Source organism: Janthinobacterium glycogeni (genome assembly GCF_051380725.1).
Classification (GTDB): domain Bacteria; phylum Pseudomonadota; class Gammaproteobacteria; order Burkholderiales; family Burkholderiaceae_D; genus Janthinobacterium.
The window spans coordinates 60523-73960 of sequence record NZ_JBNYXP010000009.1 but is presented as its reverse complement, the minus strand read 5'-3'; the positions used below and the strand labels follow the sequence as shown (position 1 = coordinate 73960).

The following is a 13438-nucleotide window of genomic DNA, read 5'->3' as shown; positions in this document are numbered from 1 at the left end:
CTCGCGCTTCCTCCTGGCTGGGTGGGCGCATGCAGGCCCGAAGCAGCAGTCTGACGCCCGGATGCCTAAGAGTCTGTACGCGAACGAACGTTCAGCCTCAGGCTGCGCCGGGTCGTGCCGACTCCGCCCTGCGCCGCGTAGCCCGTGTGGCGGGCACAATGGTCGAGCGCCTGGCGCAAGGCCGTATCGACGTTGCGCAGCGACATGTCGTGCCGCGCAGCCACTTCCTGGCGGGTCAGCTCGTCCACGCGCAGCGCTTCGAGCACTTGCCGATGGCGCCGCGGCAGCAAGTCGACGGCCTGCGCCAGCCGGCGCACATCGGCATGCAGCTCGGCCAGGCGCTCCGGTCCCGCCGCCGTATCGGCGAGGAAATCGACGAGGCTGGCGACGCCATCCTCCTCGTCCGCATACAGCCAGGCGCGGTTGCGGCGCAGGCTATCCATGGCCGCGTTGCATGCTACGCGAAACACATAGGCGACGGGGCTGTGCGCCAGCGCCGCGCCGTCCCCGGCTGTCAGCACGCCCAGGCGCAGCCAGGCGTCGTGCAGGCTGTCGCTGGCCAGCTCGGCGCAGCCCAGGTGGCGCGTCAGGCGCCGGTGCAGGGCTGCGTAATTGCTTTCCAACACCGCCTGCAGCCGGGGGCCCTGCCCTGGCGCCGGTGCTGGCACGGGCGCCATATCGTTGGCCGCCTGCATGCGGGGCCGGATGGCGGGCCGGTACCAGACCATGCCTGCCTGCCGCATGGCACCTGCCATGCGCAAGGGCAAGGTGCCAGCCATGCCGGCCATCATGGCGACAACCTGCTGCGCTCTTGCGCCGTCAACTGGCGCGTGGCCGATTCCGGCAACGTCCCCAGTCCCAGCACGCGCACGGCGCTGCGCGGGTTGTAGTCGGCCGCCTCGATGCGCGCGCCATCCTGCGGAGAAGCTTGCGCGCTGTCGGGCGGCGCGTCGTTGCCAAAGCCCAGCACGCGCACCGTGAATACGGATGGCTGCGCGGCGCGGGTGGCGGCGCGCTCGCGCTGCACGACGTCTTGCGCGGCAGCCGTCGCCTGCGTGGCGGCCGCGCTGGCGTTCGTCATGGCAGCCACATTGACGGACGCCACCGTCGGCATGCCCTTCGCTTCGCCCTTGACCTGGATGTTCGCCGCGTTCATCACCGTCAGCGCGGCCAGGTTGACGTTGCCCGAGACGCGAATGCCCGCCTCGCCCGCGTCGATGGTGCCCAGCGGGGCCAGCAAGTCCACGTCGCCGGCCGGCACTTCGGCGATCGGCGCCAGGGTGGCGATGCCGGCGCCCGTGCTCGGCACGTCGGACGAGAGGGTCACGTTGCCCCAGTTGTCATACACGCGCTTGGGCGGCGTGTAGACGATGGTCGACTTCGAACCACGGCCCGCGTTGATGTCGCCTTGCGACGACCAGCCGAGGATATCGCCGCCAAACGTCGTCATGACGCGGCTCTGGCCCAGCAGGATGCTGCCGTGCGAGAACAGGTTGATATTCCCGCCGCCCTTGGTGATGACGCCCGAAGTCGACGGCGGCGCCTCGCCTTCGATGCCGAACACCTGTTTGCCGCCCGGCGTCAGCAGCTGGATGTCGCCGCCGAAGTTCGTGTGCACGTAGCCGCTGCGAGGGTAGTAATCCCAGCGCTGCTCGTTCTCATTGCGCACCGCGTACAGGCCGCGATACATGACGATGTCGCCCGCATAGGCAAGCGCCTTGCCGTTGGCGTCCGTGACCGGCGCCAGGGCCGCGATGGCGTTGCGGCTGCGCAAGAAGCTGCCATAACGCGAGCTTTCCGCATCGTTGTATTCGCGCCCGCCCGCCTTCAGTTCCGCGAAATACACATTGCGGGCGAACACGCGCTGCTGCGGCTCGGGCAAGGCCAGGTAAAAGGCCAGAACCTCGGCGGCCGTGCCCTTGAAACCGTAGCGTTCGCCCAGCCACGCCGCCAGTTCGCTGCCGTACGCTTTCACGACCTTGCCCGCCTGGTCGGCCAGCGGCACGCCCTTCTGCGCCACGTTCGCCGGGTCCAGGTAGGGCTTGACGAAGCGCAGGTAATCGAGTCCGGCCGCGCCCACGCCCGCCTGCATGGCGATGCCGGCGCCCGGACGCTTGTCGCCCGCCACCACGGGACCGAGGCTGACGACGCTGCCCTTGTCCTGCATCAATATGTTGCGCCCGGCGCTAATGTCGAGCGTGCCGGGACCGGCCACGTTGAAGGAGCTGTTCAGGATGTCGCGCCCGGCCGACACCACCGATACGTCATACACATTGTTATGCACGACCAGGTTGTTGATATTGCGGAAGCTTATGTCTCTGCCGCTGGCAGTGCCGTTAATGGCTTCCAGCTGCGCCGTGCCGCTGCCGACGATATCGCGGCCCGCCTTCATCCACACGGGCTGGGCGCCCTCGTACCAGGTAATGCCTGCACGCTTGGCATTGGAAAATTCGAGGATGCGGCCGCTGTTCACGCCCACCAGGTCACCCGTGACGGCATAGATGCGGGCCGTCTGCGTGCCGCTGTTGGCGGGACCGGCCGAGGAGTCGGGACCGAAGGCGAACAGCGGGAAGTTCGATTGCGTCGCCGGCGCCCCCGTGCTCGAGACATTCGCGGCCAGGGGATCGGTCACGTAAGGACTGACATCCCAGCCCGTGAAACCCGGCTTGAACGGCGTCGCCATGCTGTCGGCAGAGGCGCCGGACTGGCTGACGGAAAAACCGCCCGCATAAATGGAGTCGCTGGCCAGCCATTGCAGCTGGGCGTTGGGCGACGGCGCCAGCAGCAGTGGGTGGTCATAGTCGCGGACGGCATTCGGACTGCCGATCGCCTTGCCATAATACAAACTGCCATTCGCGGCCGCGGCCCGCACGATGGACGGATAGACGACGGCAAGGTCGGTGGCCGTGTCGATCGCCGCAGTCAGCGGGATCATGTTGCCACCGGCGGAGTACAGATCGAGCGCCGTGTGCGGCGTCCACAGGCTGAACCAGCTGTAGCCATACCCCTGCTCGCCCGCCGCGCCGGTGAACGGCGTGGCATTGAACGGGGTCACGCGGCCTGGGTCGGCCACATCCTGCAGCACCTGGTCGCCCAGGGTTGCCACGCTGAACGTGGCGTCGCCAGGTACCAGGGTCATGGCGCCCCGGGGCGCGGCGCGCGTGGCGCGGAAGGCATCGTAGGCACGCGATTCCAGCGGCACGTGATCGACCCCCCAGGTGCCGTACTGCAGCGCCACGCTGCCCAGTTGCGTGGCCGACGCTTCCGCATGGCCACGCAAATCGACCAACGCGCCATTCAAGTGGCGGCCAGCGGAGCCGCCGCCGGGGTTGAGGCCGCCGCCCACGCGCAAGTCCAGGTCGCCGCCGCCCGTCTGCAGCAGGCTGCCGTCGGCCTGCATGCGGCCCGTGCCGCCCACGGCCAGCAGCAAGCCCTGCGAACGGGGATTGATGTTGGCGTTATAGGTGCTGCCGGTCAGCGGCGCCAGCACGCCGGCGTCGCCCGCCACCTCGGCGCGCACATTGCCGCCGCCCAGGGTACCGAAACCCGTAAAGCCCAGCACCGTGTCGGCCAGGGTGGGGCGGCCCACGTAGCTGCCGAAATTGATCCACCACGCCACCGGCTGAGGCTGTCCTCCCGTGGCCACGCCGCCGCTGCCCTGGCGCCACAGCCAGTTGCCTACTGCCACGGAATCGGCCATGCCATCCTTGCTGACCGGACGCAGGTTGCTTGCGCTGGCCGCGTCGACCAGCGAGCCGCTCAAGTCGCCCGCCACCTGCAGCAACAGATTGCCGCCCTGCTCAGGATACCAGGCGCGGTAGATGCTGTCGGCGCCGCCGTCGACCAGGCGTTCATGGGCGCCGTCGGGGTTGCCCAGCACCTTGCCGTCCGCATTGCGCGCACGCGGCAGGTTGTACGGGTCGCCGGCCGCCGTCGGCGCGGACGACATACCGGCCGTGTACACGCCATACAGACTGTCCATGCGCAGGCTGCCGCCGCTGACGAGGTCCAGGTCGCCCGTGCCCGTGCGCAGCACGCTGTAGCGCAGGCTGCTTGCCTTGTAGTCGAACGTGGGGTTCGACGTGCCGCACCAGGTGGGATTTTCCTCGCACATGGTGGGCCAGCCCAGCCCGGCCAGGTCGACCACGTCGCCCGCCTTCACGCTCGGGTCGGCGAATTCTTCCGCGCCTGCCTTGGTCCACACGTAGGCCACTTTCAGCAGGCATAGCGTCGGGTCGTTGGCGCAGAATACCTCGACAGTCTGGCCGAACTGGCTGGTGAATTCCTCGGTGATGGGTTCGCCCGCCACGATGCCGGGGATGCCCTCGCGCTCGCCCAGTTCCTGCGCTTCCTTGGTCCAGTACTGCACGCCCTTCGGCGGCACCAGCACGCCATACATGCCGTAGTGGCTGTCGGCCAGGCGCAAGGTACCGTGCGCGGGATGCGCCTGCACGCTGCGCGTGTCGGCCGCCTCCAGGTCGGCGCCGGCCACCAGGCGCATGCCCCACGCTTGCGAACCCTCGGCCAGCATGGGCGCGATAGCCCACAGCTTGCCCTGGCTGCCCGCCACTTCCGGACGCAGCGCGATTGAATCCACATTGGGCAACAGCTTGACGTCGGTGCCCGACGGTATCAGCGCACCCACGGCCAGCGCCAGGTTGCCATTGAGGGCGAACACCGAGCGTTCGCCGGCCACGCCAGGCAGAGGCACGCCCTTGGGCCAAGTCATGGCGCCCACTTTCACCGTTTGCCTGAGCACGCTGCCCGCATCGAGGCGCATGCCGGCTGTCAAGGTCTGCGCCGTGGCCAGCAGGGTACCCGCCGCGTGGACGATATTGCCGGCGCCGTCGCGCACGGCGGCCGCCAGCACCGTGCCTGCCGGCACGGTGATCGCCTGGTCCAGGGTCACGGCCGCGGGCAGGCGCGTGTCAGCCAGCAGATCGAAGCCCTTGACGGGCAAGTCGTAATTGAGCGCGATGCCTCCCGGGAACAGCGTGCCGTCGGCCAGGGTCACGCCCTTGCCCGGCACGATGACGTCGCTGCCGTTGATGTCGCGTCCCGGCAGCAGTTTCCAGCCGCTGTCGTCCTGGGTGGCGGGCGGCGGCGCGAAGCCGTCATTGATGCTGCCATAGATGCTCAAATCCCCGCCGGCGCGCAGCAGCAGGCTGCCCACCTCGCCCGAACCGCGCAGATTGCTTACTTGAAAGCGCGGGTTCAGGCTGGCGTAGCGCATGTTTGAGAGATCCAGGTCGCCCCGCACCACCAGGTCGCCATCGGGCGTCTTGCTGACGATATCGACGCCGGGGCGCAGATGCAGCGCGTCGGCATAGGCGGCCGTGGCCAGGCCCGCCAGCTTGCCGCTGCGCAAGTTCGTGTTGGCCAGCACCGCATCGATGAAGGTCGTGCTGTCCGCATGCTTGCCGTCGAGATAAGCCTGGTTGATCACTTGGTAAGGGCGGCCGCTGGCCGACAGGTCCGTGGCGTAGGCCGCGTCGTCGTAGCGCTGCATGGCGTTGACGGCGATGGATTTCGCGCCGCGCACGGTGAATCCGCCGCCCGCACGGACGTCGATGTCGCCGAAGGTGGCCGCGTCAAGGTCCGTGCGCGCGCCGCCGCTGCCCAGGCGCGGCGCGCTCAGCTCCACCGTGCCGCGCGCGGCGCCGTCGTGTTCGCCCTTGCCCTTGCCAACCACGGCCGCCGTGCCGTGGCGCACGTCGATCTGCGCACCACCGGCCAGATCCAATGTGCCCTCGCCCGCATTCAGTTCCACCATGGCCCGGTTCGGGCTGTCGATGATCTTGCCATAGCTGTCGACGCGCAAGACCGTGCCATGCGCGTCGAGCACGGCGTTGCCGGCCAGGGTGACGCCGTGCTGGCCGGCCAGGCGGATGCTGCCCACGCGCTCGCCGCTGGCGTCGATCGTGCCGGCGACGGTGAGGCGGCCGTTGTCGACGGCCACCTGCACTTCGCCCGCCTTCAGCTCGTTGCCGATCGTCAAGTCGCCCTGTTTCAGCTGGAAGCTGCGCGCGCCCGTCACCGCGCCTTCATTCAGGCGCTGGTTCAGCGACGCGAACTGGCTGTCCAGGGTGCCGCCGGCGCCCAGCGTCTGCGCACGCACGTCCACGCCGCCCTGCTTGTACGGCACCATGGTGCCGCCCGCGTCATAGCTGCCGCTGGCGCCGCCCAGTATCTTGCCCTGCAAATCGACCATGCCGGCCGCGCCGTCGAGCGCCACGGCCTTCAGGCTGCCAGCGCGGTTGTGCTCGGCCGACAGGTCGATCACGCTGCCCGCCCCCTGGCGGATATCGCCGGCACGGCTGTCCAGGGTCACGTCGCCGCCCCAGCTGTACTTGTCCACGTCAAAGAAGGTGGTCTTGCGGCCCGCCATGTCGATGCGCGCGCCGTCAGCCACGGTGATGTCGTGCAGGGCGTTGACGGTAAGCTTGCCGCTAGGCAACACCACGGCCGTCGCCACGCTCACGCTGTCGCCGTTCAAGGCCAGCTGGGCGCCCAGCGCGGCGCCATTTTTGACGGGTGCCGCTGGCGCCGCGCCGGCCGGCGCCGCCACCTTCAGCGCGCCGCCCGCCGTATAGCTGTGCGCCGAACCGGCGTCGCCCGTCAGCAGCGGCGTATTGATGTTCAAATTGCCGCCGCTGTACTGGTAGCCCTTGCCCGTCTCATACGCGCCCTGCGACTGGTAGACGGACAGGCTGCCCTTGTGGTTGGCCGTGACTTGTCCCGACGCTTTCAGGTTGACCGTGCCAAAACCGAGCGCCAGGCGGTCGAACGAGGCGACGCTGGCCGGCTGCGTGAACGGGCCGAAGCCGAAATCGATGCGTTCCGCTTCCAGGTTCAGAGTGCCGCTGCCCGTGCCGGCGCCGTGCGCAATCACATTGCCGGCCGGCGAAAGGGCGCCGCCCCAGACCAGATTGGCCGTGCGGATGGTGGCCATCGTGCCCGCATCGCCCTGGCCATACATGGCGGGCGTGGTCAGCACCAGGCGCTCCAGGGTGGATTTCCCCGTCGTCTTGTCGTAGGTGTCGAGCACCACGTCGCCATAGAAATTGACGCCGTCCGCCGCGCTCAGCACCAGCGCCTGCAGGGCCGGCGCGCCCGCGCTGGTGTCGCCGCGCAGCAGGCGGTCCAGCACGCCCTGGTTCATGGCCAGGCCGTTGGCGCGCGTGCCGTTGGCCTGGGCCGCCGCCAGCGCTTCGCTGCTGCCCATGTTGATGGCGCCCACGGCCAGGCTCAGGTTGCGCGTGCCGTAGCGGGCGGAGTCGTCCAGCGCGAAGCTGCCATTGGTCGACAGCAGCAAGGTGCCTTCCGAGTACAGGCTGGCCGTGCCGATGCGGATGCCGCCGCGCGCCGTGCCACTGACGGGCGCCACATTGAGCAAGCCGTTCGACGCGGCCAGCATGTGCACGTCCGCGCGGCCCTTCTTGTAGATGAAGCCGTCGTTGGCATCGTAAGCCGCCTTGCCCTTGCCCAGGGTGCTGATGCCGGCGCCGGCCGCGATATCGATCAAGCCGTCACCCAGCAGATAACTGCTGGGGTCCTGGGCGACGAGGAACACCTCGGGCGCCGACAGCACGGCCCCCGCGCGCAGGTAGATGGAGCGCGCCGAATTGGCGCCGAAACTCACGTAGTTGCCGGCCTGGCCATACTCCACCGACGGCGCATTGCCCACCAGGATACGGGCCGCACCGATACTGTTCAGGCTGGAAGCGCGCACGCTGACCAGTCCGGCGTCGCGGGTGGCCGGCGCGCCGTCGGCAAGGATTTCAATGTCGCCCTTGGCGCTATTGCTCGGCATCACGATCACGGTGCCGCCATAGCCGCCCTCCGCAGCGCCGAACTTGCCGGTGCCCTTGAACTGGAAGGTGTCCAGGCCGCCGTCCTGCATCATGCTCAGCTTGAGCGTTTTCGCATCGGACGGCAGCAGCGCGCGCGGAATGCCCCGCGTTTGCGCATCGGCCAGTGCGAAGGCGGCATAGCCGGTTTCGTTGTACTGCGAATACGTGCGCAAGACCTTGGCAGGCGTGAGTATCAGCTGGCTGGCCAGCGGCGCGCGGATGTCCGTGCCGGCGATCGACAGGGTGCCGGGCGCGGCCCAGGAACCGTTGCGCAACTGCTGCGCCAGCGTGCCGGTGCTGCCCTGGCCCGCCAGGCCGTTCAGTTCCACGCGGAAGGCGCCCGGCAACAACGCATAGGTGGACGGCATCAGCGTGTAGGTGCCGGCCGCCAGGCCCGGCACGCCGCTGCCTATCGTCACCTGCCGGCCCACGGCCGGATCGGACGCCGCCTTTTCGCCGCCCGCGGGCGCTTGCGGCGCCTGCGCGCCCGGCACGATGGCGTACACGGGGTTGGTGGCCAGTCCCGGCAGGACAAAGCCGCCGTTCGCGCCCACCTGCGCCAGCGGATGGTAGCGCGCATCGGTGGAGCCGCCGCGGCCCGCGATGAAGCCGGCGCCCGCCAGTTCGCCGCCGCCGGACAGGTCGAGCAGCGCGCCCGGCCGCACGTCCACGGCCACGCCGCCCAATTGCACGCCGTTGAGCAGGCCGCCCTGCGAATTGATGCCGCCCACGCCCATCAAGGTGACCGGCTTGCCGCTGACGTTCCAGGTCTGGCCATCGACGGTGCCGCCATACGGCATGACCAGGCCCGCGCCGCTGACGGAACTGATGCTGTTGGCCAGCAGATTCACGCTCAGGCTCTTGTCATTGTCATAGCGGGCCGCGCCGATCACCAGGCGCCCCAGCGGCGCGCGCACCACGCCGCCCTGCTCGATATGCGCCGCTTCCAGCTCCAGCGAGCCGAAGGCGGAATACGGCATGGCCGGCACGGCGTCGGTTGCGCGGCCGATGGTCAGGCTGCGCGCAGGGTCATAGCCGAACTTGCCATCGATGATGCCATGGCCGGCACGCACGGCGGCGCCGGCGCCCGATTCCGGATACAGCTGGGCCGCAACGAGGGTCATGTCGCCCGGTGTGGACAGCACCGTCGTCGCCTGGTTGCCATCCCAGCCCAGCGGGGACAGCAGCAAACGCAGGTCGCCGCGGCTGCTCAGGCGCACGTCGTCAGCCAGCATGTTCACCATGCCGCGCACGTCGATCAGGTCGCCCGTGATGCTGATCTGGCTGGCGAGCGGCGACTCCCCCGCGCTGCCCGGCGTCGTATAGAAATCGCGGCCGGCCGGCTTGATGCTGGCCAGGCGCACGTACGGCGCCGCGATGCCGATGCGCGCGCCGGGCTGGCTGCCGGGCGACAGCAGCGGCGCACCGTACAGCTGGAAGCTTTGCCGCATCGTCAGCGACACGTCGCCATCGAACGAAGCGGCGCCGAGCAGCGCCAGGTTGCCGAAACCGCCCGCCTCCACCTGTTCCACGGAAAAACGGCCATGGCCATACTTCAGCGTCGCCGCCGCATCGCGTGCCGTCACGGCGGAGGCCAGGTCGCTGGCGGCCTGGCGCTGCGTCAGCCGCAGCTCGCGCCCTGCCAGCACCTTGTCCGTGGCCAGCACTTTCAGGTATTCGGGCGTGCCCGTGGCCACGGACAGGGTGCCGCCCGCCGCACCCGCGCCGCCTGCCCTGGCCCGCAGCTGGCCATCGAGGTACAAGCCATTGTTCGACGCCAGCGCGATGCTGCCGCCCGCGCTGGCCACGTCGATGGCGTCGCCATTGACGTCGAGCACGGCGTGCGCGCCGGAAGCGTCGAGCACGGCGCCGTCGCGCACGACGACGAACAGGCTGGCCGCCGAAGTGCTGCCCTGCGCATGGTCGATCTCGCCGCCGACGACGATGCTGCCGCCATCGACCACCTTGCCGTAGCGCCGGCCCTGCGCATCCGTGGCGCTGACGGCGCGCGACGCGACGTCGAGCACGGCGTTCTCGCCGATCCAGATGGAGCGGCCATGGCCGGCCGCTTCCACCGCCTCGGAAACCGTCCGGTCGACGCCCACGCCGCCCAGGCTGATCTTGCCGCCCCAGGCGTTCAGGCGCCCGTCCACCGTCAGCTGACCCACGCTGGCCAGCTTGATGGACTGGCCCGCATCGACGCTGACTACCGCGCCCTTGCCTATCAGCAGTTCGGCGCTCGCCATGTCGGCCGCGCCGGACTGGATATCGCCCGCTTGCAGGGCCAGGCTGGCGCCCTTGCGCTGCGTCAAGGTGCCCTTCAGCGCATTTTCCGTGACCTGTTCCGGCGTCCACAAGGCCAGGCTCTCATTGTCCACCACGCGTAGCACGGGCATGCGCACCTCCACCTGCGCGCCGTCCGCGACCGTCACGCCCTGCTTGCCGACCAGGCTGTAGCTGGAAAAACCCTGGTCGAAGAAGCCGCCGTCCAGCTGCAGGCTGCCCGCGCCGGATTTTTCAACGTTGCCGATCATGATCTTGTTGGCCTGCAGTTCCAGCTTGCCGCCGCCTTGCACGCCATGGCCGCGCACTTGCGCGCCCTCGCCCAGCATCAGGTCGGCCTTGGCTCCATAGCTGGCCAGGGTCACGCTGCCGCCCTTGCCGCCCTGCTGTTTCGCCTGCGCCAGGATGGCCGCGCCCGAGCTGACGTCGACCAGGCTGCCGCTGCCGATATGCACGTCGCCATTCGCCCGCAGCGATACATTGCCGCCGTTGATATAGGGCAGGCCGGCGACGGCCAGCGGATCGCGCAGCACGTTACTGAGCAGGCCGCTGGTATCGAGGCTCACGCCATCGGCCAACACCAGCTTGCCCAGGGGAGCGCCCGGATTGACGAGAGTATCGACCATGCCCAGCGCGCCGATCTGGTTCAGCACGTTGCCGGCCGCGATGCTGCCGCCACGGCTGCGCAGGCTGCTGTTGATGGCAACGTCCTTGCCGAACAGGGTGATATTGCCGCCGTCGGCCACCTGCAGCGCGCTGTCGACCGTGATCGATCCTTTCGCGGCGAGGCGGATGGCGCCCAGATGTTGGTCATTGAGCAAGCCCGTGTCGAGCAGCAGCTTGCCCTGGCGCTCTGGCGCCAGCACGTCCGCCACGTCGAGGCCGGCGGCGATGCCGTCCTGCACGCGCGTCAGGCGCACCTCGTCCATGACGGCCGACAGCGCATGCTGCAGCACGCCAGTGCGCTTGTCGAACATCGGCTGGTACTGGCCGACGATCAGCTGCCCCCGCTGCGCGGCGGCGAACTGCGACTGCTGGTAGCCGTCCAGCAGCGCCTGCGGCGCCTGGGTCTGGCGCTCGCCCTGGAAGACATCGCCCGCGATGCCCCCTTCGAGCACGGCCGAACCGGTGGCGACCACCAGCTTGCCCGCGTCGCGGCCCACCGTGTAGCCGTTTTCCAGGCGCTGTTGCGCGGCGATCAATGGATTGGCGTAGAACGCGCTGGCATCCTTGCCCCAGCGCGCGTGTTCTTCCTCGTAACCCTTGTACACGCCAAGGTAGGCCAGGTCGGCGGGCGCGCTGCCCGCCTCGTGCAGCTTGCCGTCCAAGCCTTTCAGCCAGGTCTGGCGCACCGCGCCCGTCTGCACGTCCAGGGTGCCGCCCGACAGGTTGATGGCGGAGCCGGCCTGCGTGACGACATCCTTGCCGCCGAAGCTGACCGTGCCGCCCTGCGCCATCCATTCGCTGACGGAATGGCCCTGCGTGCCCAGGTAGCCGGCCACTTCCAGCAAACCGCCGGCCGTGTACCAGCGGTCGCTGTCGTAGCCGTTCGTGCCCTTCGGTACGAACACCAGCTTGCGGCGGTCGACCCAGATATTGCTGTTGAGCAATGCCTTGCCATCGCGATTGACGGGCGCGTCGCGCTGCTCGTTGCCCTGCACATTGATCTCGATATTGTTCGCCTCCATGGCCACCTTCACGCCCACGGCGCCGGAGACGTCGAGCTGGGCGCCGTCGCGCAGCAGGCTGCGGCTGGCGGCGTTGACGGCGATCTGGCCGCCCGTGGCCAGGGTCAGCGAGTCGCCCATGAATTCCACCGTGCCGGCGCTGCCGATCTCGATGCGCGACTGGTCGCGGCGGTCGTTGACGGCGACGACGTTTTCCGTGTCCGTCACGGCCGGGCCGCGCATGGCGTCGCGCTGGCTGTCGAGCGCCGTCGTCTTGCCGTCGTCCTCGACGAGGATGGCCGTGGTGGCGCCCCGCCCCACGGTGACGGCCGCGTCGCTGCCCAGGGCGTTGAGGTGTATCGTGCCGCGCGTGGCCGCCGTGGTGGAGGCGAGCAGCACGCCTTCCTGGCGCACGTCGCGCCCGGTCAGGGTGACGTCGCCTTCGCGCGCCTGGATCAGGCCCGTGTTGACGACCTTGCCCGCCGTGCTGCCGGCCGCGAACTGCGGCGTGACTTCGCTGCCGCGCGTGGTCGACAGCGGATTGCCATCCGTGCCCACGCCTTTTTTAATGGTAAAACTGTCGCCGGCGGCCAGCAGGGCCTGGCCCTTGGGCGTGGCGATCTCGCCCGCATGGTGCACTTCCTTACCCAGCAGCATCACGTAACCGCCGCCTTCCGTGCTGCCCTTGGGCGCATGGCTGGCCAGGCGCGCGCCGGCCTCTACCTGGACCTTGCCGCCCGCATCGGTGAAGCTCGTGGCGCCGGCCGTGCCGGGGCTGTAGATGCCGTTCTTCTGGAATTGCGCATCGCCGATGCGGGCCGCGGCCGCCACCAGGCTGCGCGTGTCGACCTGGCTCGTGCCGGTAAACACGATGCCGTTGCGGTTGACCAGCAGCAGCGTGCCGTCGGCCTTGATCTGGCCCTGGATCTGGCTGGGGCGCGCTTGCGGATCGTTCACGCGGTTCAGCACGGCCCAGTCCTTTTGCTGCTGGAACGTCAATGTCGTGTCCTTGCCGACGTTAAACGTTTCCCAGTTCAGGATGGCCTTGTCCGCCGTCTGCTGCACCACCACGGCCGTCTTGCCGTTCGCCACCGTCTGCACGGGGGCCTGGGCATTGAGCCAGCCGGCCGTCAGGCTGTTGGTGTCGACCTGCAAGCCGCCTTGGGCCAGGCCATTCGGCGCGCTGGCGCCGCCGGCGGCCGCCTGGCGCGCCTGCGCCTGGGCCGATTGCTGCGCGGCGATGGCGCGCGCGGCCAGGTTCAGGTTGTTGAGCGAGCGTTGCAACTGCTGATTGGCCTGCTGTTGCTGGCCCTCGGGCCGGCTGCCCAGCGGCAGCGGCTGGCCATTCGGCAGGCGGCCCGAGGTGGCAGCCGTATTCTGCGCCGCCCCCTTGGCCGCGAACCAGCCGCCGCTGAACGCCTGCTGCGCCCGCGCCGGCGTGGTGAAGGCGCCCGCCATCAGCATGGTGGTCAGTGCGTAAGCAAGCGGCGTGAGCCGCAGGCGGCTGCCCAGCGTGGAAGTACGCTGCGCGCCCGTGTCAACGGTTGGGACTGGGCGCTGGGCAGTGTGAAGCTTGGTCATGGCAATGGTTTCCTGGCTAGAGAGAAGGGAACGGAGCCTGGCGTTAGCGCAAGC

2 protein-coding genes are annotated in these 13438 nt (G+C 69.3%); both read right to left on the bottom strand.

The genetic code is table 11. The features are described 5' to 3' along the window. Window positions 1–65 precede the first annotated feature (65 nt). Complete coding sequence (locus tag ACQ4W4_RS20420; RefSeq protein ID WP_436543503.1) at window positions 66–791, bottom strand: RNA polymerase sigma factor; 726 nt, start codon at window positions 789–791, stop codon at window positions 66–68. After that, the gene (locus ACQ4W4_RS20415; protein ID WP_436543502.1) at window positions 788–13384 is read right to left on the bottom strand and encodes a filamentous hemagglutinin family protein; all 12597 of its coding nucleotides are present in this window, start codon (window positions 13382–13384) and stop codon (window positions 788–790) included. Before ACQ4W4_RS20415 ends, ACQ4W4_RS20420 begins: the two co-directional genes overlap by 4 nt. Between the last annotated feature and the right edge of the window lie 54 nt (window positions 13385–13438).

Bases quoted from the DNA above. Each gene is read 5' to 3' on its own strand.
- ACQ4W4_RS20420 (WP_436543503.1), bottom strand. From the start codon at position 791: ATGATGGCCGGCATGGCTGGCACCTTGCCCTTGCGCATGGCAGGTGCC.
- ACQ4W4_RS20415 (WP_436543502.1), bottom strand. From the start codon at position 13,384: ATGACCAAGCTTCACACTGCCCAGCGCCCAGTCCCAACCGTTGACACG.